General features: G+C 35.8%; 22 protein-coding genes and 3 pseudogenes. 10 read left to right on the forward strand and 15 right to left on the reverse strand.

What is annotated here, in order from left to right; translation table 11 throughout:
- Positions 1 to 262 precede the first annotated feature (262 nt).
- The 5 genes from BFJ97_RS15565 to BFJ97_RS15585 all read right to left on the reverse strand — a co-directional run bounded on the left by BFJ97_RS15565 (position 263) and on the right by BFJ97_RS15585 (position 6,174).
- Positions 263 to 1,075, reverse strand: a complete 813-nt coding sequence (locus tag BFJ97_RS15565) for a helix-turn-helix domain-containing protein (RefSeq protein ID WP_068985575.1) — start codon at positions 1,073 to 1,075, stop codon at positions 263 to 265.
- A gap of 33 nt (positions 1,076 to 1,108) precedes the next feature.
- Positions 1,109 to 2,629, reverse strand: coding sequence for an aldehyde dehydrogenase family protein (locus BFJ97_RS15570; protein WP_068985576.1), 1,521 nt, complete (start codon positions 2,627 to 2,629; stop codon positions 1,109 to 1,111).
- 15 nt (positions 2,630 to 2,644) lie between these two features.
- Entirely contained in the window at positions 2,645 to 3,190 is a 546-nt protein-coding gene (locus tag BFJ97_RS15575) for a hypothetical protein (RefSeq protein ID WP_068985577.1), read from the reverse strand.
- A gap of 22 nt (positions 3,191 to 3,212) precedes the next feature.
- Positions 3,213 to 5,159 carry a primary-amine oxidase gene (locus tag BFJ97_RS15580; RefSeq protein ID WP_068985578.1) on the reverse strand — a complete coding sequence of 649 codons (1,947 nt, stop codon included), beginning with the start codon at positions 5,157 to 5,159 and terminating at the stop codon, positions 3,213 to 3,215.
- A 550-nt stretch (positions 5,160 to 5,709) separates the two neighbouring features.
- Positions 5,710 to 6,174 carry a VOC family protein gene (locus BFJ97_RS15585; protein WP_068985579.1) on the reverse strand — a complete coding sequence of 155 codons (465 nt, stop codon included), beginning with the start codon at positions 6,172 to 6,174 and terminating at the stop codon, positions 5,710 to 5,712.
- A gap of 153 nt (positions 6,175 to 6,327) precedes the next feature.
- On the opposite strand from BFJ97_RS15585, the gene BFJ97_RS15590 reads away from it, so the two are divergent.
- Positions 6,328 to 6,780 carry an Lrp/AsnC family transcriptional regulator gene (locus BFJ97_RS15590; RefSeq protein WP_068985580.1) on the forward strand — a complete coding sequence of 151 codons (453 nt, stop codon included), beginning with the start codon at positions 6,328 to 6,330 and terminating at the stop codon, positions 6,778 to 6,780.
- A 166-nt stretch (positions 6,781 to 6,946) separates the two neighbouring features.
- Here BFJ97_RS15590 and BFJ97_RS15595 read toward each other — a convergent pair whose 3' ends face one another.
- Positions 6,947 to 7,429: a hypothetical protein gene (locus BFJ97_RS15595; RefSeq protein WP_068985581.1), complete on the reverse strand. Its 483-nt coding sequence runs from the start codon at positions 7,427 to 7,429 to the stop codon at positions 6,947 to 6,949.
- Between the two features lie 368 nt (positions 7,430 to 7,797).
- On the opposite strand from BFJ97_RS15595, the gene BFJ97_RS15600 reads away from it, so the two are divergent.
- The 5 genes and pseudogenes from BFJ97_RS15600 to BFJ97_RS15620 all read left to right on the forward strand — a co-directional run bounded on the left by BFJ97_RS15600 (position 7,798) and on the right by BFJ97_RS15620 (position 13,323).
- Complete coding sequence (locus BFJ97_RS15600; protein ID WP_254660188.1) at positions 7,798 to 8,985, forward strand: hypothetical protein; 1,188 nt, start codon at positions 7,798 to 7,800, stop codon at positions 8,983 to 8,985.
- Positions 8,986 to 9,448: 463 nt separating this feature from the next.
- Positions 9,449 to 11,155: a methyl-accepting chemotaxis protein gene (locus BFJ97_RS15605; protein ID WP_068985583.1), complete on the forward strand. Its 1,707-nt coding sequence runs from the start codon at positions 9,449 to 9,451 to the stop codon at positions 11,153 to 11,155.
- A 163-nt stretch (positions 11,156 to 11,318) separates the two neighbouring features.
- Positions 11,319 to 11,789 (forward strand): annotated as a pseudogene (locus tag BFJ97_RS15610) (LysE family translocator); the annotation flags it as partial.
- A 261-nt stretch (positions 11,790 to 12,050) separates the two neighbouring features.
- Positions 12,051 to 12,806 carry a hypothetical protein gene (locus BFJ97_RS15615; RefSeq protein ID WP_068985584.1) on the forward strand — a complete coding sequence of 252 codons (756 nt, stop codon included), beginning with the start codon at positions 12,051 to 12,053 and terminating at the stop codon, positions 12,804 to 12,806.
- A 169-nt stretch (positions 12,807 to 12,975) separates the two neighbouring features.
- Positions 12,976 to 13,323 (forward strand): hypothetical protein, encoded by a 348-nt coding sequence (locus tag BFJ97_RS15620; RefSeq protein WP_068985585.1) that lies wholly within the window; start codon positions 12,976 to 12,978, stop codon positions 13,321 to 13,323.
- Positions 13,324 to 14,041: 718 nt separating this feature from the next.
- Here the strand turns inward: BFJ97_RS15620 and BFJ97_RS24265 are convergent.
- Positions 14,042 to 14,214: pseudogene (locus tag BFJ97_RS24265) on the reverse strand (IS4 family transposase); the annotation flags it as partial.
- Positions 14,215 to 14,516: 302 nt separating this feature from the next.
- Between BFJ97_RS24265 and BFJ97_RS15625 the strand changes: the two are divergent.
- Positions 14,517 to 15,536, forward strand: coding sequence for an ETX/MTX2 family pore-forming toxin (locus tag BFJ97_RS15625; protein ID WP_068985586.1), 1,020 nt, complete (start codon positions 14,517 to 14,519; stop codon positions 15,534 to 15,536).
- 370 nt (positions 15,537 to 15,906) lie between these two features.
- Here the strand turns inward: BFJ97_RS15625 and BFJ97_RS15630 are convergent.
- The 5 genes and pseudogenes from BFJ97_RS15630 to BFJ97_RS15655 form a co-directional block, all read right to left on the reverse strand.
- Positions 15,907 to 17,163 (reverse strand): annotated as a pseudogene (locus BFJ97_RS15630) (PLP-dependent aminotransferase family protein); the annotation flags it as partial.
- Between the two features lie 317 nt (positions 17,164 to 17,480).
- Positions 17,481 to 18,026: a GNAT family N-acetyltransferase gene (locus tag BFJ97_RS15635; protein ID WP_068985587.1), complete on the reverse strand. Its 546-nt coding sequence runs from the start codon at positions 18,024 to 18,026 to the stop codon at positions 17,481 to 17,483.
- A gap of 16 nt (positions 18,027 to 18,042) precedes the next feature.
- A complete protein-coding gene (locus BFJ97_RS15640) occupies positions 18,043 to 18,576 on the reverse strand; it encodes a cysteine hydrolase family protein (protein WP_068985588.1) in 534 nt (177 codons plus the stop codon).
- Positions 18,577 to 19,249: 673 nt separating this feature from the next.
- Positions 19,250 to 20,182: a stalk domain-containing protein gene (locus BFJ97_RS15645; protein WP_083227068.1), complete on the reverse strand. Its 933-nt coding sequence runs from the start codon at positions 20,180 to 20,182 to the stop codon at positions 19,250 to 19,252.
- Positions 20,183 to 20,669: 487 nt separating this feature from the next.
- Positions 20,670 to 22,442, reverse strand: a complete 1,773-nt coding sequence (locus tag BFJ97_RS15655; RefSeq protein ID WP_068985590.1) for a glycerophosphoryl diester phosphodiesterase membrane domain-containing protein — start codon at positions 22,440 to 22,442, stop codon at positions 20,670 to 20,672.
- 245 nt (positions 22,443 to 22,687) lie between these two features.
- Between BFJ97_RS15655 and BFJ97_RS15660 the strand changes: the two genes are divergently transcribed.
- Positions 22,688 to 22,906, forward strand: coding sequence for a FeoB-associated Cys-rich membrane protein (locus BFJ97_RS15660; RefSeq protein WP_254660190.1), 219 nt, complete (start codon positions 22,688 to 22,690; stop codon positions 22,904 to 22,906).
- 67 nt (positions 22,907 to 22,973) lie between these two features.
- On the opposite strand, the gene BFJ97_RS15665 is transcribed toward BFJ97_RS15660, so the two are convergent.
- From BFJ97_RS15665 to BFJ97_RS24270, 3 genes are all read right to left on the reverse strand, one after another.
- Positions 22,974 to 24,548, reverse strand: a complete 1,575-nt coding sequence (locus BFJ97_RS15665) for an amidohydrolase (RefSeq protein ID WP_083227069.1) — start codon at positions 24,546 to 24,548, stop codon at positions 22,974 to 22,976.
- Positions 24,549 to 24,669: 121 nt separating this feature from the next.
- Positions 24,670 to 25,251, reverse strand: a complete 582-nt coding sequence (locus tag BFJ97_RS15670) for a biotin transporter BioY (protein WP_068985591.1) — start codon at positions 25,249 to 25,251, stop codon at positions 24,670 to 24,672.
- Positions 25,252 to 25,438: 187 nt separating this feature from the next.
- Positions 25,439 to 25,621 carry a hypothetical protein gene (locus BFJ97_RS24270; RefSeq protein WP_139114463.1) on the reverse strand — a complete coding sequence of 61 codons (183 nt, stop codon included), beginning with the start codon at positions 25,619 to 25,621 and terminating at the stop codon, positions 25,439 to 25,441.
- Positions 25,622 to 25,647: 26 nt separating this feature from the next.
- Between BFJ97_RS24270 and BFJ97_RS25485 the strand changes: the two genes are divergently transcribed.
- Together BFJ97_RS25485 and BFJ97_RS15675 are read left to right on the forward strand one after the other, a co-directional pair.
- The gene (locus tag BFJ97_RS25485) at positions 25,648 to 25,779 is read left to right on the forward strand and encodes a hypothetical protein (protein WP_302621801.1); all 132 of its coding nucleotides are present in this window, start codon (positions 25,648 to 25,650) and stop codon (positions 25,777 to 25,779) included.
- 469 nt (positions 25,780 to 26,248) lie between these two features.
- Complete coding sequence (locus BFJ97_RS15675; protein ID WP_068985592.1) at positions 26,249 to 26,458, forward strand: hypothetical protein; 210 nt, start codon at positions 26,249 to 26,251, stop codon at positions 26,456 to 26,458.
- Positions 26,459 to 26,470 lie beyond the last annotated feature (12 nt).

Consider the following 26,470-nt stretch of genomic DNA (forward strand, 5'->3'; position numbering starts at 1 on the left):
GGTTTTATAAGAAACCTGAAATATAGTAGCTAATTCTGAAATTGTCTTTTGTCCTTTGTGAAGAAGTCTTAGAACCGCTAATTTTTCATCTTTTGAGTGGTTACTTCGAGCCATAAAAAAATGCCCCCTAGATAAACAGATTTTTATTTTTTAATCTGTCTACCTAAAGGGGAGCATATCAAAAGTTAGATTGGTGTCTAACTTTTACGGGGCAGTTCACATCAGTATGTTTTTTATAAGAAAGAGTGGAAGCTTTGAGGGGCTAATAAGATAGCAACTTTCGTTTTATATTTTTCCAACCTAAAAATTCTTTTATATATTCAGCAGGTGTTATGACAAGTAAGCTTTTAAATTCTTTGTAATAATGTGAAGGATCATAGTAACCATATTGGTCAATGTTTACAGGTGTCTCTTCAAAAGAAAAATGTTGAAGCAAGAGTTGAATGCGTATGAATTTACTTAGTTTTTTTGGTCCGAAACCTGTTTTTTTGTAGAAAAGTTCACGAATATATCGCTCAGAATAGCCTGTTTTTTGCTGAATTACATCTGGTAAGAACAGCCCATTATTTTCAATAATAGAATCAAAACAAGTAGCGAATATTTCATCACTCAAACTTTTTTCCTTTTTTTGAGAACAAAAATACTCATTACAAATCTGTACTCTTTGTTCGAAATCTCCTGCTTCAAAAACAGCTTGTATAAATTTAGAGTCAAGTGTGCAGCCTAATCCAACATTAACAAACGGTTGTTGAACAATTTGTTTTAATGCGCAATTGTATTGCATCACTGTTTGTTTTGGATTTAGACGAACACCAAAATATTTACCTTTTGGGGTAAATGAATAAATTCCACGTGTAGTCGGGGTATTTCCTAAGACAACCTTTTGATCTTTGCCCATGTAAAACATTACATCTTGGCAAGCATCAGGAATAACATGAATATCACTATTAATGCCTATTGGTTCAAACTCATAATAAAATAGTATATCCTGGTTTAACTCGCTGTTTGGCGTCAGTTCTCTATAAGAATACGTTTTTTGGACCAATTCAGGTTGGATTGGATAGTAGCTACTCAATAAGCCGCCCCCTCACTTCACTCTTAGGTAAAATTAAAAGAATCCTTGCGCCTGTTCATTGTAACTAGCTAAGACACATTTAGTTGATTGATACGATTCTAAAGCTTTTAAATGATTTTCTCGACCGATGCCTGACTTTTTGTAGCCGCCAAATGCTGCACCAGCAGGGTATTGGTGATACGTATTTATCCAAACACGTCCTGCTTGGATCTCTCGACTTGCTTTATAAGTAACGTTTGTATTACGTGACCATACAGCTGCCCCTAATCCATACATAGTATCATTTGCAATTTCAATCGCTTCCTCGAAAGTTTTAAACGTAGTCACTGCCAATACAGGACCGAAAATTTCTTCTTGGAAAATACGCATTTTGTTATCGCCTTTAAAAATAGTTGGTTTAATAAAATAACCATCTACATGATCAAGGTGATTTTCGGCACCACCGATTAAACATTCTGCGCCATCTTGTTTGGCAATTTCAAAATAAGAAAGAATTTTTTTATGTTGTTCTTCTGAAGCCTGTGCACCCATCATTGTTTCAAGATCGAATGGATCACCAACTTTAATTTGCTTTACTCGTTCAATGGCTTTTTCCATGAAACGATCATAAATAGACTCATGGATCAAGGCTCTAGATGGACAAGTGCAAACTTCACCTTGATTTAAAGCAAACATAACTAATCCTTCAATCGCCTTATCTAGATAGCCATCATCAGCATCCATGACATCTTCAAAGAAAATATTAGGGGATTTGCCACCTAATTCTAGTGTAACAGGAATAAGATTCTCAGATGCATATTTCATAATTAGTTTGCCGACATCTGTAGAACCTGTAAATGCTACTTTGGCAATACGAGGGCTTGAAGCTAACTCTTTCCCTGCCTCTGCACCAAAACCATTAATGACGTTTAATACACCTTTTGGTAATAGGTCTTGAATTAGTTCAACTACAAATAAGAATGATACAGGCGTTTGTTCTGCTAATTTTAAAACAACACTATTCCCTGCAGCAAGTGCTGGCGCCAATTTCCATGCTGCCAATAAAATAGGAAAGTTCCATGCAATGATTTGGCCAACTACACCAATAGGTTCTTGGTAATGATAAGCTACTGTATCCTCATCAAAAGGTGTCATTTGCCCTTGTTGTGCGCGAATGGCACTTGCAAAATAGCGGAAATGATCAATTGCCAATGGAATATCAGCATACATCGTTTCACGAATCGCTTTCCCATTATCCCAAGTTTCTACCCTAGCAATTTTTTCAAGATTTTCTTCCATACGATCTGCAATGGCTAATAAAATACGTGCCCGTTCTGCTATAGGTGTTTTCCCCCAAGTTTTTTGGGCTTCATGAGCGGCATCTAATGCTAGCTCTACATCTTCTTTTGTTGAACGAGCTACACGTGTAAATACTTCTTTCGTGATCGGCGTACTATTATCAAAATACTCTCCATTAACAGGTGCTACCCATTCACCACCAATAAAATTGTCATATTTCTTTTTGAATTGAATGCCATATTCTTCAATATTCGGTTTAACATTAACTTTTACCATAATGATCGACCCCTTTTAATGATGATGTTGATGCTGTTGTTCTTCCTTTACAGGTACCTCATGTTGAATCTCAAAACTACTTACTACTAGTACACAAATCATTAAACTAGCTACAATGTATATATGCTTTGGAATAGCTTTTATGAATATTGGAAACATCTCACGATTCCATACACCGATAGAAATGATAGCACTTACAATAAACATCATTGTAAAAAAGATAATGCTTAACGTTAAATATTGTGTGGTCATTAAAGTTAGCATCACGCCCATCATTGCTCCCATAAAACTAGATCCTGCACTTTCCATAAATAGGTGCATTGGTAAGCCTGTGGATAGTAAATAGCCTAATGCAATAGAAATAATGATAGATGCTATTGCACCTAGTACCATATCGGGAAGCCAGGTAGCCATATTCATCCCAACAGCAGTACTCATTGTCATAGAAATCAGCATTATACAGCACTTGGTCATGCCATGATTAGCAAAACGCTGTTTTAATAAACGGTTAGTGATTACCGTAAAAGTCACAATCACCAACATGCTTAGGAATGGTAGCATATAATCACTCCTCGTAAGAGTTTTATTGCGTATGACAAGACGATGTTGTGTGACACTTCTTGTCCGGTCTAGGAACGTCTAACGCTGGGTTTCGATCAAAGAATCCAACTGGTTTTAATTGGAAGTTGATGTATGCAGTTGGCATTACAGGCCAATCTTCAGGGCGCGGGATATGATGATGGCCCATTGTGTACCAAACGACGATATCTTCATCATCAATTGAACGGTTATTCTCAACGTATTTTGGAAGTCCATCTCCCCCAGCATGTTGATTTGGATACATACCTGTTGCATATTTTTCATTTTCATCAAATTGTGTAACGTGTAAATGGTGTTTAAGGAAACCAGCACGTTTCATAACGCTTGCTTCTTCATGAGCAAATGGGAAGCAATTTTCGCCAGGTAAAATTTTATATCCAACAGGTTGATTCACTCGGTTAAGTGAGTTTTTATTGATAATTTTCCAAGTACGCTGCGTTTTTAAATCTAAATTACGTAACGCTTCCTTCTCCGTTTTAAAGATACGTGAAACAGGATAGAAACCATTGGCATTTGGATTGTGTTCTCCCAATGTTTCTGAAACTGTTTCTGTTTCAACTACTGAGTTATTTTCACCGTCTAACATCGTATCAAGTCGGAAATTAAAGAAGTGTTGATGATGTGATGCATTTAATCCTGGAGAAATCTCAGATCCATATTTTGTTTGGATGCCATCTTCACATGTACCCGTGCTTAAAATACCTGTTAGTTTGACTTCAGCTTCAATCGTACCGTCTTGGTAGAAACTCCAATAGAATCCGTAATCATAATTTCCAACTGTACAGAAGAATGAAATCACTAGTCGACGTGAGCGCCGTACTTCTACATGGCCTGTTCGCCAATCTGTATGTTTCCAACCAATCCCGTAATCTTCTTCATGTAAGCAAATCGCATTTTTGATCGTACGAGCATTTCCTTTAACATCAGCAACAACACCATCAAAGTATTGAATTTCGCCTAAGCAGTCGCAACCTAGTTCTAACGAATTGGCTAATTGACCCATTCCATATTCACCAGCATCAAAGGCGTTTTGTGTGTTATGCGAAAATGTTGGTTCACCATATGGGACAACCATTTCAGATAATGCTGCACGATAAAGAACTGGACGATCCTTGCCTTTGTCATGATAATTAATTGTGTATAATACAAGGCCCTCACGTGGTGTAAATCCATAGCGGAAACTCCACTTTTGCCATTTGATCAAATTACCTTCAATTGTAAAGCTTGGACCTTCAGGTTGAATGATTTCCAATGGTTTTAAGTCATTTCTAAACACTATGGATTCATCAACTTCAGGATGATAATTACCTGATGTTGTTGGAATTGGACGTACCCCGTGATCTTCTACTTTGTAAACTTCCATTTTGTTTAGGTCTACATACGTTACAATACCTGTTAAAGGGTAAGCATATCCGTTATCTTCTAGTGATTGTTTTTGCCAACAAATCGCACGAAGTAAACGTTTACCCTCATGTTCCTGAACACCAAAATTCCCTGCTGACCAAGGATCCACCATGATTAAATCAGGATTGTCAATGCCACGTTTCTGTAAAGCTGCTACAAAATCAGGGTGGCTCTTTACTAGTTCTTCACATTGCTCAAATTCCTCTAAGGCTACATTTGGTTGTACGCCAGGAATATGTTCGTAGGAATCAACTTTTTCTGAAGTTAAATTTACAACCGCTTCAAATGTTTTCAATTCTTTATCATCTAAAATCACTAAAAATACTTGGCGATCTACTGTATTACCTGGTTTGTAATTTAGTACTTCTGATTTTTTAGGTTCATGTAACATCACCGACATAAATCGGATATGTTCAGACAACTGTTGCTGTTCCTTGACTATTTGAACAGCTTTTTCAATTTCTACTTCAGCTAATGGTGATAATGGGTGATTAAGCTCAACGTTTGGATTAACCTTTACTGACATTCTATCAACCCCTTATAATTTGATCTCTTTAATTATAATCAGAAAATTCAGTGAAGTGATTGTAAATAACGGCATTTTTATAGATACGTTATTTTTAGCTACAAATATATAATATTTTCTACTTCGAGCAATATTTATTTCCATAAAAAATACTAATTGAGCTGTTTATAGTTTTCTTCAGGTTCTCCAAAATTATTTTTCTTCTTGATACAATTAGGATAGAATTTGAAGTTATCGTTCAGCTTAGTAACTATTAAAACAACAAAACCCTCCTATTTTAAATAGAAAGGTTATTTAGTAAGGCTGTTTTCGTATAGATTGTTGCTATTAATACATAAAAACCAAGTTAATTCTACATATTTTGTAGATTAACTTGGTCTTTAGTAAATCCTTCTTTAACAAAAGCATCCGTTAGCCCTCCATGAATCGCAATAAACAGCACTTCATCACAGAAAATGAAAGATGATTAGGTTCTTTCATAGGAGTTTAAGAAAAACACAGTGGCAGTCTAGGATAGGAAAAAGTCTTAGATTGCCACTAGCTTATTGAACTACTTCACTGAACTATGGGACTCTATATCAAAGTCCACATCCTGAATAAATTCGATCACCTCTCCATTAGGACTATGGACTAGAGCGTTTCTGATAATAAGAGGGGGCTCTCCGAGAGCTAGATTGTCTGCTTCCACATAAGGTTTTGCCCCATGGGAAAGTGCCGTTTGAAACGCTTTGTCGACATCTTCCACATAAAACGCTAGGTGAAGCATAGCTCCATAAGCAACTTCCTCTTCCGACCGCGCTTTCTTCCCTTGTGCCGGAATGACAGCATCGTCATCAAAAACCTCGAGACATGTTCGGCCGTCGGGAGAGATCAGCATCGAAGCTTCCTTGATTTGAAACGAAGGAAGGCTCCAATGATGTCCACGCTTAAATCCCAATGCTTCAATGTAAAACCGGATTGTTGCCGGATAATCTTTTGCCTGAATTGCAATATGAGCAAGACCTTTGATATTCAAATATCATTTCCCCTTTCTGATGAATTTAGTATAGAATAGTGTTGTAAGGAAATACATACAATAAAAAAGGAAATTATCGCATTACACTTTCCAAAAATAACGAAAATCAATTAATTTTATTCATTTTCGAAAATGCACTAGGAGGAATTATATATGGAACATTGGATGGATGAAACTGATTACCACATCTTGGGTCTTCTTCAGCAGAATGCACGTATCTCCATTTCACAAATAAGTAAAGATGTGTCCATGTCCCAGCCCTCGGTAAGGGAACGAATAAAAAGACTTGAGGAGAAAGACATCATCTCGGGTTATACGGCAACCTTTCGTCATCAGGCGCTAGGCCGAGGGACCACGGCATTCTTTCTTATTAAAACAGAGCAATGTCAAGCACTGGTGGATTTTTGCGAACGAAATCCTGTTGTAACCGATATGTTTCGAATTAGTGGTGAATACAATTACATGATCAAGATTCAGACTGCTTCCATAGAGGATATTGGTCAATTTCAAGATTCTATTATAAAGTTCGGACCATCCAAGTCCCTTATCAGCTTGAAAAACCTGATTGAGAATCGGATTCTACTACCAGCACCATTCTCAAAATAACAAAAGAATCCTACTTATGCTAAACTGCCTATTAGCCATCCATGAAGAGCAAAAATCAGCACTTCACCACAGAAAATGAAAGATGCTTAAGTTCTTTCATGGGAGTTCAATAAAGAAAAATAGAGCTGCATTATGCAACTCAATAATCTTCAAGTAAAGCTACCTGTTAGTTAAACAAGAAAGGAAAATGTTCTAATAAAAGAGAATGAAAAATTCTTAATTCTGGCTTTTTTCTTTCTTTTCCCAAGTGTTCCAAAGAGTATATACAATAGCCAACAAAACTGAAAAGGTTACAAACTTGCATATATTGCGCATCTGCAACACCCTCTCTATTGAGTAACGCAATTCTTATGACTTCACGATATTCATTCAATTCATTTTTTTGATAAAAAAAGGAGACAGTTAAGTGAACGAGTATGCCAAATATGCTGATGATAAAAACAGTGTTGCTAATCGAACTCATACGAAAAATACGAACCCATAATATCACCATAAAGACGAGTATTGGAATTAAAATCCAAACTATCAATAAAGCTGGATTACCATTTCCTGACGTATCCCCTGAATTTGGAGTCATTTGGTTAACTATTAGGAAGATTCCTAATGCTAAAATATGAACAACGAGTAGCTTAACCTTTGCAAATTTCACTGCACCAACCCCCTCTTTTAAATTGTAACCCTAATTACACTAAACTCCCCCGTTAGCCATCCATGTAGCGGCAAAAACTAGCGCCACATCACAGAAAATGAAAGATGATTAAGTTCTTTCATGAGAGAAAAAAGTACACCATTGTTCAATAAGATTAAAAAGAGATTTAGTTACCAATTCTATTTATATCAACTTCAGGAGTTCTTTCTGGCGCACACCTAATAGAAATATGAACCACTTTATCTGATCTCATTATTAAAGCACCAATCATGATATATGTATTTTCACCAACTCACTTTTTAACTTTTTTTCCTAAAATAACGAACTTTTCCCAACGGTAAATCGTCTAATTATTGGTAAATCTGATTTTGAAGACAGAAGGAGAAATAAATATGAGAAAACCGATTAAAAAAACTTGGATGCTTGCATCTGCATTAACAATAGGAATGGCTGTTCTGACACCACTTCAAGCAGGAGCTGAAGAAGTAAAAACATCAAATAGTAGTAGTATTACTGTTCAACTTGAACAAAAAATTACAGGAACAATTAAAGACTTCAGTTGGGATGGAATAAACCTCAAAGGAAATGATGGTAAAAATTACTATATAGGTTTGGATAACTTTTCTTCAGAGCAATTAGAAAAAATGAAATTTATAGCAGGGCAAGAAATTTCTGTAGAAGGTAACATTCTAGAGAGTTTTTCAGATTTCTACACATTTGAAGTTTATAAAAAAGACTTGCCTAAAGAGGTAACAAAAGGAGATCTAACAAAATTAGAAAAAATGTTTAATGAAATGAAGAAGATAGAAAAAGAAATGTCAGATGAGGTAAATAGAAATGCAACAGATGATGTGATCGATAAAAAATATGAGGAAATTAATAAAATTTACGAAGAAATGCGTAAAATTACGAAGCCATATTATTTAGCTATTTGGCAACCTCAATCTTATGATGAATATATACAAGAATTCGGATTTAAAGAGAAAAATATCGTTATTAAAGAAAACGATACTACACAGCTTAAAGCTATTTATGAAGAATGGGTAAAGCTTGAAAAAAGTGGAGATGAAGAAAAAGCTAACGATAAACTAGATGAATTTAATAAAATCCTTCAACCATATTTAGATGAACTATATCCACCACAAACTTTTGAAGAGTTCGTGAAAGAATTGGAATTAGATATCCCTGCTGAAACTTTAGCCAAACTAAAACCAATCTATGAAAATGCTCAAAAAGCAGATAAAGAGGAAGATAAGGAGTTGTTTGATAAGCTATGTCATGAAATCAATCAAATTATTAGCGCGTTCATCAAGCCAGTAACATTTGAAGAATACATTTCTGACTTCGAGTTTGAAATCAGCGAAGCTGATAAAAAACAATTAAAACCGCTGTATGAAGAAGCCTTAGCTCTTGGTAAAAAAGGAGATTTTGAAAAAGCTGAAGAAAAATGGAATGCATTTTACAAAATTTTAAACCCATATTTTGCAGCAAATGAAGAAACTCTAATCTCTGCTTCTAAAGTAACAATAAACGGCCAACAATATTTCGCAGAATAGAAAAGGAACTGGGGTGTCTCAAAAGTCATTAAAAATGATTTTTGAGATTCCCCCTTTTTATATTTTAAGACCTAAAGTAAAAAAGTGAAGCTTTAAACAGATGGAGCCCCACTAATTATCAGTCTTCACCAATCGGACACAATACCTAATAAAAAATTCTCTTTTGGAGGGAAATTCAAATTATATAGCTTTGATAATAGTCCAGGACCTTTTTGCGTACCTGAATAGACCTCTGTCCATTAAAACAATAAGAAAAAAAGCTGACGATCTATTTATCGATCTTCAACTCTCCCCCTTTACTTTAAGAACATTTCTTTTTTTCATAAAAATTTTATAATTCTATCTTCTCATATAAAAGACTTAGATGTGGTATATTATCACAAAATCTAAATTACTCAATATATCCAATATTATTAGTATATTCCACTTTTTTATAGATTATTGAGCCAATGGAGGGAATATTTTGAAAAACTTATCCATTAAAAAGAAAATGCTAACACTTATTACGTCTGCTGTTATATTTTTGCTAATTATATCAGGTGTCGGTCTTTATTACATTAACGATATGGCAAAAAAAACCAACGAAATGTACGACGAGTCACTTTTGCCAATTCAATATATCGGTCAACTTCGAACTGACATTCGTGCAATGGATTCGTTCGTTTTAGAGCTTATGATTAATATGGACAAAAATCGTAATACTGAACTTCAGAATAATATCTCAGAAAGAGTTGAAAAAATTAAAGACTCAATCATGAAATTTGAAGCCACTTACAGTGGACATGAAGATGAACGAAAACTGTTTGAATCTCTTAAATCCAATCTCGACGAGTATTTTGGCACCATGACAGAAGTCATAGATTTGGCTAGTAAGAACCGAAATGAGGAAGCCTATTCTTTATACACTACATCTATGCATGATTCACGTGAGAAAGTGGCAACTAATGCACGCGATCTTATGACTATAAGTTCTGAAGATGCTAAACAATTAAATGAAGCAAATAAACAAAGTCTATTCACTACTATTCTTATTTCTAACATTCTCTCTGGTGTAGCCATTATTTTCTTTATTATATTGGCAACATGGATTCGACGTTTAATTGTTAATCCAGTGAAAGAGTTGCAGGCTAATATGTTAAAGGCAGGCGACGGTGATTTGACTGTACAAGGTACCTATTCATCCAAAGATGAAATCGGTCAATTAACTCAATCATTTAATTCGATGATTAATAATATTCGTAATACGGTAACTAAAGTCACTGAAACTGCTAATCAAGTAGCCGCGGCATCTGAAGAATTGAATGTTAATGCAGCAGAAACTACAAAAGCAACAGAGATGGTTGCAAGTACGATGGAAACTATAGCTCATGGATCAGTGGAGCAACTAAACAATGTCTCTAACACCTTTAATACTGTCAATGAGCTTTCAACAGGTGTGCAACAAGTAGCTGGAAATGCTCAAGCTGTTACCGAACTTTCAGGTGATTCTTTTTCCCTGGTGATAAATGGTATAAATGCTGCGGATCAGATGAATCAACAAATGATGGACATTACAGAACGAGTAAATGGCTTATCCGATGTTGTCGACTTGCTAGGGAAACGTTCTAATGACATTGGTCAAATTATTGATTCCATTTCAGCAATTGCTGAACAAACAAATCTCCTTGCCCTGAACGCCGCAATTGAAGCCGCACGGGCTGGCGAGCATGGGAAAGGCTTTGCCGTAGTCGCAGATGAGGTTAGAAAATTAGCAGAACAGTCTGCTGTTTCTTCAAACCAAATTGAAGTGTTGATTTCAGAGACACAGAAAGATACTCAAAAGGCTGTTGAATCAATGAATTTAGTAACAGCGGGAGTTAATGAAGGGATTAAAACAACAGAAAATACACGTACAACTTTCTCTGCAATTCAAGGTGCCTTTCAACGTGTTACGATGCAAGTAGAAGAAGTATCTGCAATGGTCGAGCAAATGGCAACAGGAACTGAAGAAATTGTTGGTAGTATGAATACAATCCACTCCATAACTAAATCTACTACAGCCGGCACAGAGAGTATTTCTGCTGCGACTGAAGAACAAACGGCATCAATGGAAGAAATTTCATCATCTGCTTATGCACTTGCAAACTTGGCAGAGGAGTTAAGGGACTTAGCAGCTCAATTCAGAGTTTAATATGATTATCATGGGCGGCACCACTTTTAACATTTGAATATGACTTTACACATTTTACAAGGAATAACAACATCATTCATAAAAAAGAAGCGGCTAGATCATTTTTTGATCTAAACCGCTTCTTCTCCTTATAGCTCCCACTGTTCCGTAAGTCCGAAATTATGAAACCATGTATATTGTTGGTAGAAGTATTTCACAAGGTAGAAGAGCTGGTGTTTATTCTTTGTTTGGTATTATTACTGGCTCCTTGGTCCATACGTTATTTGTTTCTTTGATTATCCTTACAAAATTTATTGTATTATTTAATACCATAAAAATTATTGGTGTTATTTATCTCGTTTATCTTGGAATTAAAATGATACTTGATAAGTCAAATATAGATTTCGAAGCCTCATCAAATAAAATAAACTTGAGAAAAATTTATAAACAAGGACTTTTAACAAGTCTTACGAATCCAAAAGTTTCTTTATTTTTTATTGCATTTCTCCCGCAGTTTATAGATGTCAGGGCATCAGGTCCTATTCCTTTTTTAATTTTAGGACTTACTTTTACAGCAACTGGATTACTATGGTGTTTATTTGTTGCTTATTTCTCTTCATCCGTTACTAAAAAACTAAGAGGAAACCAAAAGATGGAAAGCAACAGACAGGTATGGATGGGTTTACCGTATTCGGTAGCAAAATGATAATAGAGTACAAATAATACTTTAAAAAATGGCACTATGAGACCTAATTATATAAATGATGCTGCAAGTGATACGTTAAATATCTAATTACGAACTACACGCACTGAAGGCATTACCCGGCTTTTTGTCTACTATGCATACAGTGTGAAGTAGACAAAAAGTTAAAAAACACTTCAAATGCTTAAAATTTGAAAGGGATGTAATAAAGTTATGAAAATCACTAATTTATCGCAAAGACAATCTAACCCTGTATACTCAACGAATAAAAATAACCCTATAAAAAGTGATCAGCCTCATTTAAGAGAAGCATATGTATATTCTAAGGAAAGTGTTCAGGCTTCCGAACTACTATGCAACTATACGCCAAATGAAGTAGGAATGAAGTCGGATGCCAATCTGGTTTCATTCAAAGGAAGTCGTTCATTAAATACACCGAATTGGGATATCATCCCGACGAAAGGCATGAAGGTTCCCACGCAGGATGTAATAATCAGCCAACTCAAAGCATTAGCTGAAAAATATGTGCGAAATACAAATCGAAACGCCATAGAAGGCATTCATTACGAAAAAAATAAATTACACGCACAATATATTTCTTCCGTATCCCCTGACCGAAAAATGCTTCACAAACAAGCGATGCAAGCAATAAAAAAATTTGAATCAGAGGAAACAAAACAAATAGGCCAGAGGACGCTTGTGGATTATTTGATCAAACACGACAATATACAAACGGAAACAAATAATAGTCTTGTAGCAGGGGGCATGGTGCGTCCTATTATCAATTCTTTAGGTGGTTATGACTATGATGTCGCCGATGGAGGGATTAAGGTACTAGGAAGCGTAAATGGACAATGGTCTTACGGAATGACTCCAGCCGAAAAACAGAAATCAGACGAGTTTTATCAGCTCTATTGGTCATTTGTAGATGAAGCAGAAAATGATTTAAAGAATGAAGCTAGTAATTAAAACAATAGAAGAATTATGATACTTAAAGAAACGAATAATTATACGTTCAAAAACACACATGAATTTGTAATTAACCAAATTCATGTGTGTTTTTTCTTCATTTGTTAGTTTGTTTTCCTTTTATGTCAGAAGAAACTTTCATGAAATATTAATAAAGGGGTTTAATTGTATGATAGCAAACACTATTTTAAGTAGAGATAATGGAATACAAGAATACATTAGCTTAATTGATGATAGTAAAATGATCGAACCAATGGCAAAAGAAATTTTATATAAAAATCCTTTTGCATGGGCTAATATTATAACGAAAGCATTTGATGTCACAGTTAAGGGTAACAGTATTTCAATTAATTCTTTTACAACGTTTCTAGAGGGTTGCGCATTTGAGAAATTCCTAGAAATACTGGAAGAACATGAAATTATCCTAACAATAGAAAAAGGCATGCTTATATTTTTTGGCAACGGAGATCTAGAAACTATACTTCTAGATGCGCTTTCCACTAATAAGTTTCTTTAATAAATATTTGAAAGATGAATTATAATATGTTGTGAAGGTAAATATTGTATACAGGATTTTTGTAAGGAATGTTTAGCACATGAGTTAGCAGAGCATGCCTGGGAAAATATATCAGGTCTCGAAGTAAAGGGATCAATTATATGGTCTCTTCCTACACAAAAGAAGCCAGTATAGTAAAATCTTTTTTTATTTCGTAATTTGGCGCCGAAGCATGTGTACAATTCTCGTACCAAGTAATTTTGGAAAATGGTACAGGTCTTCTATGCCATTTCAGTATTTGTAATAGTCACCTGAAGTGCGGATTCTATGACCTTGCCCCTAAACAATATTTATCCAATATTGTTTAGATAATATATAGTCTTCGAGTATTTATTCTACGCAGAGTACACTTTATAGTCTCCGATAGGAATTTTATAGATTTCATTAAAAACAGACTCTAAGATCTTGCCTTCTTTAATCGCCTCTTGAATTGAATCAAACTTCAACTCTCCAGTAACTTCTAATCATTTATTCTCTCTTGTTCATACCATGTAACAAACTTGTTAGATCATTCGTATTTTCTAAATCACACAAGCGACTGTTTATAGCATCCTCTATTAGTTCATCATCTAGATTCTTCGCTTAAAGGGTGTTTTGATTTAAAAATTTTAAATTGAATTTTTCACAAATACATAAATCTCCTGGTCGTAAAGTATCTAAGCACGCCATACCAAATGTTCAGGGGATCACTTGCCACCCGTTGACTCACCCAAATACAAATAGTAGCTAAGTCTGAGCCAGAAAACTTACCCCCCCTATTTCTCTTGCAAGTTCTTCTAAAAATACAGGTGTAACATATCGTTGTAATTCTTCCAAAAATGGTTGTAGTTCATCTTGAATTGAGAGATTCATAAAAAAACGTCATCCTTTCTAACCTAGCTAGTTTAGAAAGGATAACGTTTTTTTGTATTTAAGGGTATTAAAATTTCTAAGTTGAAGGGCATGTATGGTGACCCTCTGAGCTGGAGCAATGTGGCGGCACTCTTTTATTATATTTTTGTAATACTTTTGTAATACTTATGAAAGGATTTCGAAAGATATATAAACTAATATGAACTTATCAACACCTTAAGTAGAATTCACTTTATTTTATAAAATAATAGTAAATTCGATTGTTATACAAATTTTATACTATCAAAAAAGGAGCTAGTAATATGCTAAAAAACAACAAGAAGACTAAACAAATTTTATCACTTGCTATGATTGGAGTTATTGGTACTTCATTTGCATTCGCATCCCCAAATTCAGCGAGTGCAGCAAGTACACCTCAAGTTAACCCTATAGCAGCAGGACAAGAAAACCCTTATATAGAAAATTGGGATGAGCCCTTCAAAAAGATGTTTAACATGCTTCAAAATAATGTTGAACAGTATAAGAATTATAAAAATCCACAGTTTGTTCTTAATAAGGTAGTTAAAACATCTGTAGAAGAAGATGGTTCTCCTATTACTAATGCAAAAACTTTATTCGTAGGGAAGACAGTTTTCAGGAATAGTACGGATCGTGATCAAACTTTCACTACAAATGAATTCTCAAAGACAATTGAACATTCTGTTTCTAGTTCCACTACTCATGGATTTAACTTAGGAGTAACTGCTAGTGCATCGTTTGGTATTCCTGTTATTGGAGAGACAAGTGTTGAAATATCTACTGAATATAATTTCTCAAATACAAATGAAACTACAAAGACTGAAAGTTATACTTATACCGCTAGCCCACAAAATATCGTAGTTCCTGCACATTCAGCTGTAGAGGTTTCTGTAATTTTAAATACCGTTAAAATAGACGGAAATGTAGACCTTACCTCTACTATAACAGGAACAGTTAATTATGAAGATGGTTCTCGAAAGCGCAATAATAATCTTCAGAATTTATGGTATGACGCTTTTAGATATAGCAATACCGAGACTAGTGCTTTTAATGTAAAGCCTGTCTATGAATATTCAGATGGTTTGTATGATAAAGTTACTTTAAAAGGAAAAGGTAAATACTCAGCTGAATATGGAACACAGTTCTCTGTATCTGTAAAACCTATTGTAGAGCAACCTAGAGCACTTGCTGTTCAATCTGACGGTACGGTTGCTGAAAATGGCAAATCTACTGACGAAGATTACACTACTGCTAACGAAGGTTACACTTATACAGTTGAACCAGAAGTTAAAAAAGGACAATAAAAATAGAAAAAAGCTCTCTCATAATAAAAAAGTGAAAGTTCCTTCGATTTTATCGAAGAAACTTTCACTTTTTATGTATAAGGGGTCACTATGATACCCCATAGCCGTCAAGCTAAAATTTTAAAGTATCCCCTAAACGGAAATTTTGTGCTAGCTTGTAACAAAAAGCTCATTTTTTTGGTTTGGGGTAATTCTGAATTCTTAAGTTGATGGGCATGGGGTCCTACCTCCTTTGAGATTGCTCCGGCTGCCCTCTCAAGTAAGACAAATATAAATAACCAACCAATCTTTGTAGAAATTCAATTGTCCAATAGTCGTAACAAACTTAAAATCTTAACTTGATAGCGATGTGGTGCTACCTCTAATAAGATTACAACCAAATTTTTGCTAGTTGAGATACTCCTTTTATTATCTTTTCTTCACATAAATTACCCAACCCAAGTTGAATATGTGGATATTGTGGTATATCTTTCGAGAAATATTTTGAGCAAGGATAAACTGCAATTCCGTGTTCATATGCCCTTTCAATTAGCATTTTTTCACTCATTTTTGTTTTAACTTCAATAATAACGAAAATTCCGGAACTACCACCTTTTATTTCAACATAATTCTTAAAGTGTTTTAGTAATTCCCTATTCAATAGATTCATTTTACGTTTATACAAAGCTTTCATCTTCCTTAAGTGTGAGTACCAATATCCTTTATTCATAAAGGTTGCCAGTGTTCTCTGATGTATAGATGAGGATGTTTGCTCAAACAAAGGGAGTATCTTTTTATATTCACTTAATAGCCTCCTAGGTAAAACCATATAACTGACACGGATAGAAGGTAGCAATGCTTTTGAAAATGTCCCTAAATAAACCACCCTATCATTAGAATCTAAACTTTGAAGAGACGGTATAGGCTGATGGATGTATCGAAATTCACTATCGTAATCATCCTCAATAATATAACTTTCCACCCTTTTTGCCCATTGAATTAACTTTAATCTTTCATTGACGGGGATTGTTACTCCGTATGGAAAGTGGTGAGTAGGAGTGACATATAAAAGTCTAGCAGGCGACTTTAAAAGGCGATCGACTTGAATGCCTTGTTCTGTTACTGGGATTGGATCAATGATAAATGACTGAAGAGCAAATAGTTCCCTTGCCACATTATATCCAGGGTCTTCTACTGCCAGATAATGATAGTCTTGCTTTAGCAACAACGACAAAAGTAATAACAAGTGTTGTGTGCTACTGCCAATAATAATCTGGTCAGCAGAAGTATGAACCCCTCTTGATTGAAACAAGTAATCTGCTAGTACCTTTCTTAATTGAATATCGCCTTGTTTTTCTCCGTATGAAAACATGCTAGAGTCTTAAACGATTTTGTTTGTAAGCATTCTCCATTTTTTTAAAGGGAAATTCTCTTGATCCACTGTCCCAATCTTAAAGTCAATAGTTTTTATGTCAGTTTGATTTTTTTCATGATGCTGTTCTCTAATGGGTTCATATGTAAGCGTCTCATCCGATATAGTTGCCTCTACAAAAAACCCCTTTTTGTTCTCACTTCGAATATATCCTTCCGATTGCAATTGTTCATAGGCTACCTGAGTTGTATTTCTGCTAACCTCTAATTGGAGAGCAAAAAAAAATATGTTGCATTTGTTGTTATGCAGAAAAAAACTGTATAAAAAAATATGATTATTTTCACTATATTGCCGAGTATATAGAAGTTTAAGAAATAGGCTTTAATGTACAATTACTAATTGATATGATCTCCTAAATTACTGCAACATTAGATTGATATAATTGTTGTAGCAATTAGGATCATCTGGGGTAAAAAAAGAGGATAGATAGAGCGAATTCATTTTAGCTCTTCTATCCTTTAAATTTATATATATAATGTGTGACATTTTTAACAATACCTATTTGCTTAGCTGAAGCTGGATTTATTTTAAAATTATGCCTTAATTCTTCCCATGACAATCGTATGATAATAGTTGCCATCTGAAAGGACTTTATCATTTTTTAAGACGCCTTCAACTTCAAAGCCAAGCTTTTTATAGAGTAAAATCGCTTTATCATTTGTCTCTATAACATGCAAGGCCATTTTTTTAATGTCATTAGCGTCAGCCCATTCTACCGATGTTTTTAAGAAGTTTTTACCTATCCCATAACGCCAAAACTCCTTTAATACACCTACACCGAAATCTACTTTATGAGCAAATCTTTTTAATGGCGATCCCTCACATCTAGAAAATCCGACGATACGATTATCGACCACTGCTACTAAACACAAATTCCTAGGACTTTCTGTGTCAACTTTAATGATCTGCTCGAAACCTTTTGTATCGATAAAAGCTTCTCCTTGTTCTCTATCAAAGTTTTCCGTTTCTCCATCAAGTTGTAATCTTATTGTAGATAATGCTTCGGCATCTTCTATTTTGGCGGATCTAATTGTATAATGGAGTTCGTTTATATAAAATTCTTGGCTGTCTATTAGCATTGTGAAACCCTTTCTACTACTTATTTATAAAAAACGTACTCGGCTGAATGTTCACGAATCGATTGTTCCAAACGGACTCGTGATGCTTTATAATTTGCTGGGCATTTAATACGGTACTATCTAGTGTGGTATGCGCCCCTTCAACTAAAATGTTTTGATGGTATCCACGACTATAGGCATTTCGGATGGTCGTATCCAGACAAAATTCTGTTTGAGCTCCTGCAAAAATAAGCTGCTCAATTTTTTGTTCTTGTAAATATTGCGCCAATTCCGTTTGATAAAATGCATCCCACGTTGTTTTTTGTATGACTTTATCCTCTGGTTTTCGTAAAAGCCCGTGATATAGATCCCAGCCGGGCTTGCCAAACGCAAAATCGTCGTCTTCATTAGAATCCGTATGCTGGATAAAAATGATTGGAACTTCGCTATGTCGTGCCGAAGTTATTAACGTATTAATATTTTCTACCACTTTTTCATCATCAAATAAGTAGTTTTGGTCATCCAAAAAGAAGGCTTCTTGCATATCTATAATAATTAATGCCTGCTTCATCTCATTCTCCTTCAAGAATCTGACTTTAATTATCTTATTGTACAGAAATTTATTTTCCATTTAAAGAGAATTTCGAGAAATGAGGAAGGTTCCCTTTTTACCTAGGCGCTTTCAGCATGACGTCTGATGAAAAGTTAAGACTGCTCCTAAAACATTTTGGTTATGAGTGTTTTTTCCATTCTTTAAGTTCTTCAAAAAAGTAGTAAAATTTAAAAACCATAAAACTCCTAATAAAGGTACGACAAGCCAAAGTAAAAATAACATAAATTATTCCTCTCCTTTCCATTTACTAAATCTTATTCAACAAAACTGTTCGTTCGTGAAAAAGCGGTAACTCTATTGAACAATCAATTGAAGAACTATCCAATATTTCTTCCTACGCCCCAACCTAAATCAATGACATTTCAGTTGTCTTTATTATTAAATAAAGACGATACTCCCCCTGCAAAAAGGCACTCACTGGCATAACTCTTCGTTTATGGATTCAATCATCTTGACGATAAATGCTACCATCCTATTTTCATACTTAAAACATCGTTTCTCTACCCAAAGCTTTACCTAACAATTTTAAAATAATGACTAATCATACTTAAATACATATAAAACCACACATTTCAATCGAATCACAATAAAACCCCTTCATAGATAATGCTATGAAGGGGTAAACAACATTTTATTTCATTAATTCCTCAACAAATTCAACTGGTACATATGTTTTCGTTGGTTCTAATAAAGCTGGCGCTACTTTAAAGTGACGAATTGCTTTATTATAGCCGTATTCTTTTTGACCACGTGTAATTGTGTAAGATACTGCACCTTTAGAGATAATTGCGCCTTTTCCTGTTGATTCTACTTTATAGCCCAACTCTTCGGCAATTGATCGTAGTGGTACCATTTTTGTACCTTCAACTTCATAAAAGTCATTGTTAATGATTTCTTGTATAGCCGATTCAGATGGATCCACCTCACCCGACTCTTCCGCAATCGTATCTAAAACGACTACTTTTGAAGGCGGTGTTTGTGCTGGGATGCTCATAGTTGCGATTGTATAGAACACTAGTAAATGTTGTTCTGCTAGATCTTCAGCTTTTACTTCTTTGCCAGATAGGCTAAGTAATTCAGTTTCTTCACCAACATTTAGTTTTAACGTGTTATCCGTATTCACTAATTCTTTATTAAATAAGTCTACTTCAACAGTTCCCATTTCTTTTGTTTCGACAATGATTACTTCTGGGTTATATTGTGGTGGATAAATCGCAAGCATTGGTTTATTTGCATATGTATATGCTGTGACTTTATCACCTTTTTGTAGTTTTACTTCTTTACCCGTATTATCGAATACACGTGTATCGTCATTTACGACTAAAACATTTGTATCTTCGCCCTCTTTAACAGTATAATACGTTGCATTTTTACTATTTTCAACATTATCAACAGTTCCAGCTACTTTAATAAAAACCGGCTCAACCTGAGGATTTTGCTCCTTATTATCAGTAGTATTTGTAACACCTGCATTTCCTTCGTTTGCTGATGCGGATGGAGCTACTATAGCACCCCCAATTAATAATGCTGTCATAGCAAATGGTACAACTTTCTTCATTTTCATAATAAAGCATCTCCCTCATTTTACAAATTCATAGTAGTAGTCGGTTATAAATGAAAAAGGTTACAACATTACCAACATTTTTTATAGTGACTCAAAAAAACCGTGATTCTTTTTATGATGAAGAATCACGGCTTTTTTACTTTTGCTGTTTGGACGGGTGTTTTGTTCGGTTCGTGGTGATTCGCTTCCGTGGTATTTTCTTGCTTTCGCGGGTATTTACCTTGCTTCCGCGGATATTCTACTCCTTCGCGCGGATATTCCACTCCTTTGCGCGGGGATTCACCTCGCTTTCGCGGAAATTCTCCTCCTTCGCGCGGGTATTTACCTCGCTTCCGCGGATATTCTACCCCTTCGCGCGGGTATTTACCTCGCTTCCGCGGATATTCCACTCCTTCGCGCGGGTATTTACCTTGCTTCCGCGGATATTCTCCTGATCCGCACCGATATTCACTTTTTCCGTGGATTGCTCCGATTAAAAGCGTCTTTTTTAAAATATAGATTGAAGCCTATTTAAAACACGTTGTAAAAAATATTGATGCTCACTTTGCTTTGTTCGGATATCCAATGCAACATCTGGAAGATCGGTAATGACTCCGTTGACATTTTTCTCGATAAATTCTTGTAATGAATGATCTTTATTCAATGTCCATACAAACAAATCCATCTTTTGTTGCTTCAGCTCTGCGATTAGCTGATCTGTTATCCAAGATTCCTCAAGTGAAATAAAATCTACAGTTTCTACCATAGGTCCGATATTTAATGCATACACAATACCCACACGTAAGTTGGGTGCCAATTTTTTTAGTTGTGCCATCATTTGTAGATCTGATGACTGCACATAGTGTGTATCGAGTACCTTATAAACTTTTAGCTTTTCTACTAACTTTGGCAATACATCTTCCGTTTCTTTACCATGCACTTTCAATTCAATCAGCAAAGCAACGTCTAGAGCCTTTGCTACTTCAATAAAATCATCTAAAGATGAAATTTTATCGTGAAAGCCATTCGCATGGATTGTCAGCGTCTTTAATTCACCAAGCGTCATATTGGCTATGACACCATTTTTACCTGTTAATCTTCTTAATGTTCGATCGTGGAAGACAACGAATTCTCCATCTGCTGTTTGCTGAATATCAATCTCGATTAAGTCTGCCCCAGCACTCGCGGCACTTACAAGACCACTAATCGTATTTTCCACATTCCCTGTCGTATAACCCCGATGAGCAATAATTTTTGTATCTGGTGCATAGACACTTTTCTCAAGTGAAATAGTGTTCATGACACTTAATACGATGAAAACAATCAAAATAATGATGGATAATGGCTTATAGCGCCTTTTTTTAAACTTCGGTGAAAACCTAAACTTACTTAAAATAAGTGTATTATAAGTAATAGCTACCATTACTTGTGAAAATGTTGCTTGCAGTAAACTAAATAGCACTACGAAAACCATTTCTAAAAAAGCGAGCGTCATCCCCGCTGTAACAAGTGCTGCACTCGGCATAAAACGCTCCAACAAATATAATGGCAACGTGCTTATCACCGTAATTCCTAGCATTACGAGTAAATGACCCACTAAAAGCACGGCTAATACTATAAGGAGTAAAACTAGACTACGTCTTGAAAAACGCCAACTTTGTATCAAGGATCGAAGGATTGATATCTTTGGTTGGATTGTAAAAATCGGCAAGGTCAAAAAACTACGAATACCTACTATTAGTAAGACACTTACAACAGCAGCATAGAGTAACCTGCCAGAGCGACTGTTCATTATTCCATCTGTTAAAAAATGTGGAAGTGAAATTGTTTGAGATATTGTTTGCGGTAGGATCCATGAAACTAATGGGAGTAAAAGAGCTACATAGACAACTAAAAAAATAACTTGCACACTAAAAAAAGAAAGGACCTTACGATTGAGCTGCTGCCATATGTGTAAAAATCGATAACGATTACCTTTTTGTTGGTGAAAGGCCATTAAAAAAAGAAAGCCCATTTCATAATAAGTACATAACAAAATGACCATGATCAAAAGAATAATCATCGAGATCACAAAAGGATGCGCCATAAAGCTTTGAATATTTTGCTCAGTAATATGTGTATAGCCTGTTATTTGTAGCATTACCTTAAATACGATCGTTGTCACCGGCATTATTAATAAAAACTGAAATAACCTAATCAGTGCGAAAACCTGTATATAATCAATGCGATACTTATAAATATTGTAGATGGCTTGTCGCATTACTTGTCCGGCTTTATGCATTCATTCACCCCAGTCCGTAGCTGTCGCACTTCAACTTCAGCATGTTTACGCTTTTTATAAGATATGATAATCTGCTTATTTTAAATTACCTTTATCTATAGAAATACAATTTGTCCCATATAATATGCGAGGATGATGAATAAGATTTATGTATTTATGGTGGCTCCAAACATTTTTTTGAAACTTTTTTGCATGTAACTCAGTAGATAATATAATTGACACTATTTGAAGGGGGAGAAACCATTATGAGACAAATAATCTATAACTTCGGAGATATCATTAGTACAACCGTACTTTTTGTTATTTTCCTCTCCATTTTTTTCGTGATCATTAATATGATTAAAAAAATGAAGTCTACAGCTCCCTTACCTCCTCAGCAAACAATTCAGCAAAAAGTTGAAGATTTAACATTACAAGTTAAAAGACTAGAGCAACAAGTGAAAGATTTATCAGAAAGAGGCTAGTGGGAAAAGCCTTTAAAGTCTATCCCTTTCTTTTTGGTCTAACATCACAAAAAAATCGCTGTAAAGTTTATTCTTTACAGCGATTTTTATAAACGATACGGCCATCAACAACCGTATATGTGACTTTAACTTGTGGAATGTTTTCGATATTTATTGAAAAAAGATCTTCTTCTAGTACTGTAAAGTCTGCTGTATAGTCCTTTTCAATCTTACCTCGAACATGATCTTGAGCTATTATTTGTGCAGCTCCTACTGTATAAAGCTTTACTGCCTCAAAGCGTGAAATTTTCTCCTGTGGGTTGTAGCCATCATGCGTCTCTCCAAAATTTCTCCTTGTCACTGCAGCATAGATACCGTACAAGGGATTAGGCACTTCAATCGGGGCATCACTGCCACCTGCAACAACTAGCCCACGATCAAGCAGCGATTTTAACGGATGCAAGCCTTGTGCTCGTTCCTCCCCTAGTCTAGCTAGTTCTGCTGCATATTCTCCCTGTACAAACTGCGGTTGCATATCCACTGCAACCGGTAATGAAGCAAGTTTTTCTAAGAGATCTTCATCAACCAAACTACAATGAATAACCCGATCTACTTGACCCTCTCGAGGCGGATAGGTGGCAAATACTTTTAATATCGTTTCAATGGCTAAGTCTCCAATGGCATGCACTGCTACTGTTTGTCCATACTGACGAGCAAGTTGAACATATTCCTGTAATTGTTCTGTTGAATGTACAAGCATACCGCAATTGTCTAACTCATCACAATATGGTTGACGTAATGCAGCAGTACGTCCTCCAAAGGCACCATCGATAAAGATCTTCATTGCACCAAATTCCAAATATGGAGAAGCTGTTTCCTGCATCTGAGCAATTTCTTCAAATACTGTATGATGTTGCAATAAATGAACTTTAAATGATTGCTGTGCCTCGACGATTTTTCGAAAAGCTTTTATTGGTTGAATCGGTGGCCCATAATAGCTTAAATCTTCAGAATGACCACCAACTAAGCCGTATGATTGCAGTGATACTACTGACTTCTCGAGAGCATCTTCAATATATTCAGGCGTAATATGGGGCATATGGTTAACAATCATATACAAAGCAGCATCCTTTAATACACCTGTTAGCTGTCCATTCACCTTATCGATCACGCCCCCCTCTGGTGAAGGGGTATCATTTGTAATGCCTGCAAATGCTAATGCCTTAGAATTTGCTAAGATTAAATGGTGACAACTCCGCTTAATTATGAGATGCGCTTCACCCAGAACGTCAAGCTCCGCCAATGTTGGGAACATAGGAACTTCAAATTGTGTCTCATTAAGCCCTATTGCGATGACCCATTGATCAGCGCGAACGTCTGCCATCCGTTCACGAATAATTGCCAGTAGCTCGTCCTTACTTCTAACGTTTGATACATCAATATGCTTTAATTTTTCCCCGTAGCCAATAATATGTAAATGACTATCAACAAAGCCTGGGTACATCACATTCCCTTGCAAATCTTGAATAGAAGTAGCATGTGGCGACAGGCTATCTACTGAGCCTGTCGCCACAATTTTTCCATCTTCTACAAGGACTGCTTCAACTGTTTCGCCAACTTGCGCCATCGTGTAAATTGTTCCACCTGTCCATAACGTTGCCAAAACAATTCTCCTCCTATGCAATCACTTCTAATCAATTGTGCCTCGGCATAATTGCGTCCTGAATCGGCTTTGTGCTAGCACAAAGAACTCCTTTCCGATTCCGTGACATCCGCCGGAGGCTTTAATTTCTTTCAGCAGGTGTTTGTAACCCGCTGAAAGAAATTAAATGAGCACTTTCTAAACGTCGACGAACAATTACGCCAACCCATGCTGCTAGAACAGCTTTCAGAATACCGACAACGATAAATGGTGCTACACCACCCATAAATGCTGCAGTCCAACTTAAGTCTGCTGCAACTTTTAACCAAGCCGTTCCAAATGCTAATGTCACAACCATCCCAATCAGGTTCGCAATAATAGCGTGGAAGATTGTAATGCCAAATTTATCTAAGTATAAGCCCATAATAACTGCCGTAACGAGGAAGCCTACAATATAGCCACCTGTTGGCCCAACCAAAATTGCAAATCCTCCTGACATACCACTAAATACTGGAAGACCTACTGCGCCAAGTAAAATATATATCAGTACTGAAAACGTACCAAGTCTTGTCCCTAAAATTGTTACGATTAAACCTACTGCTAATGTTTGCCCTGTAATCGGTACAGGTGAAAAAGGTAATGGAATGCTTACTTGTGCTAACACGGCGATAATCGCTGCACCAAATGCCGCCAACACATAATTATATGTACTGCTCTTTTTCAACCTAAATTGCCTCCCTTTGTGCGTTAACTCTAAATGTAAATAAGTTAACACAACGATAAAGCAAATGAAAACTGTTGTCAATCTATTTCGAAAAATTGCTATAAAAAAAGAAATTACTATAGTGAACTAGCAATTTCTTTTCATAAAATCCATTACCAAAATGGTGTATTCATAGGATCGTCCGCTTTTAATACCATAACGTGTGGTTGATTTCCGTTCCGACTGGGCGCTTTGTTGTTGCTGTCGCTTCGCTTTCGCACAGATAAAACATTTGTTGCTGTCGCTTCGCTTTCGCACAGATAAAACATTTGTTGTTGCTGTCGTTGCACTTTCGCACAGATAAAACATTGCTGTCGCTTCGCTTTCGCACAGAGCAGAGCTTCCTGGGGGCGTCCGATGATCCGCTTGGGCCTACACGATGTAGGTCACGAAGGCGTTATCACAGGACGTGATGTTGTTAGCCTTCGTTCCTCTATTGGCTCGCTCCAGGGTCTCGGGCCAACAGATGTTTTTTGCGCGAAAGCGTAGTGCTAACGTAGCGGCAGCAGCACCGATGTTGGTCACGAAGGCGTTATCACAGGACGTGATGCTCTTAGCCTTCGTTCCCCTATCGCTGATCCCCAAGGAGTCGCCCAGCCTCCACTCCAATCAACTTATATACATGGCATACGTTTTAACAATTGTCATCCACAACTATTGGTGATGTGCCAGATAACCCCCTTATTTGTTTGGTTGATATACATATTGAATGTACGATTCGTTAACAATCTTCAATTAGTGTTCGTGTTTAAATAATAATTAGTCCTTTTTAGATTGAAAGTTGTTCGGAAAAAGAACCGTATCCAGAATACGAAGAATGGTTGCCTCAGTCTCCAACGTGAGCAAGCGCCAAAAATTGAACCATTATGTTTTCATTTCTAGAAAAAAATGGGTTGTTATATTTTGGGTAATATGATAATCTACAGAAGTATTTTTTCCATTATTAAGGAGGTTAATTATGAAAAATCTTGGTATCTTATTTTTAGTTTTGGGGTTAGGGGCATTCATACTACCGTTATTCGGTCTACAATTCAAATTATTCACCGTTTTTGGCAAGATTTTTGGCGGAGGCGAAACCTATGCCGAAATTGCGCTTGCATGTATCGGCGCCGTTCTAATAGGCGTTCATTTATTTAAAGCAAAGAAGGACAAGTCGTCCGCAGCGTAAGAAAACATGGTT

The sequence above is a fragment of the Lysinibacillus xylanilyticus genome (genome assembly GCF_001708185.1).
Taxonomy (GTDB): Bacteria; Bacillota; Bacilli; order Bacillales_A; family Planococcaceae; genus Lysinibacillus; species Lysinibacillus xylanilyticus_A.

Bases quoted from the DNA above. Each gene is read 5' to 3' on its own strand.
- BFJ97_RS15575 (WP_068985577.1), bottom strand. From the start codon at position 3,190: ATGCTACCATTCCTAAGCATGTTGGTGATTGTGACTTTTACGGTAATC.
- BFJ97_RS15590 (WP_068985580.1), top strand. From the start codon at position 6,328: ATGGAACATTGGATGGATGAAACTGATTACCACATCTTGGGTCTTCTT.
- BFJ97_RS15660 (WP_254660190.1), top strand. From the start codon at position 22,688: ATGAGACAAATAATCTATAACTTCGGAGATATCATTAGTACAACCGTA.
- BFJ97_RS15675 (WP_068985592.1), top strand. From the start codon at position 26,249: ATGAAAAATCTTGGTATCTTATTTTTAGTTTTGGGGTTAGGGGCATTC.
- BFJ97_RS15570 (WP_068985576.1), bottom strand. From the start codon at position 2,629: ATGGTAAAAGTTAATGTTAAACCGAATATTGAAGAATATGGCATTCAA.
- BFJ97_RS15580 (WP_068985578.1), bottom strand. From the start codon at position 5,159: ATGTCAGTAAAGGTTAATCCAAACGTTGAGCTTAATCACCCATTATCA.
- BFJ97_RS15620 (WP_068985585.1), top strand. From the start codon at position 12,976: ATGATAGCAAACACTATTTTAAGTAGAGATAATGGAATACAAGAATAC.
- BFJ97_RS25485 (WP_302621801.1), top strand. From the start codon at position 25,648: ATGATCCGCTTGGGCCTACACGATGTAGGTCACGAAGGCGTTATCACA.
- BFJ97_RS15615 (WP_068985584.1), top strand. From the start codon at position 12,051: ATGAAAATCACTAATTTATCGCAAAGACAATCTAACCCTGTATACTCA.
- BFJ97_RS15640 (WP_068985588.1), bottom strand. From the start codon at position 18,576: ATGAAGCAGGCATTAATTATTATAGATATGCAAGAAGCCTTCTTTTTG.
- BFJ97_RS15635 (WP_068985587.1), bottom strand. From the start codon at position 18,026: ATGCTAATAGACAGCCAAGAATTTTATATAAACGAACTCCATTATACA.
- BFJ97_RS15645 (WP_083227068.1), bottom strand. From the start codon at position 20,182: ATGAAAATGAAGAAAGTTGTACCATTTGCTATGACAGCATTATTAATT.
- BFJ97_RS15625 (WP_068985586.1), top strand. From the start codon at position 14,517: ATGCTAAAAAACAACAAGAAGACTAAACAAATTTTATCACTTGCTATG.
- BFJ97_RS15655 (WP_068985590.1), bottom strand. From the start codon at position 22,442: ATGCATAAAGCCGGACAAGTAATGCGACAAGCCATCTACAATATTTAT.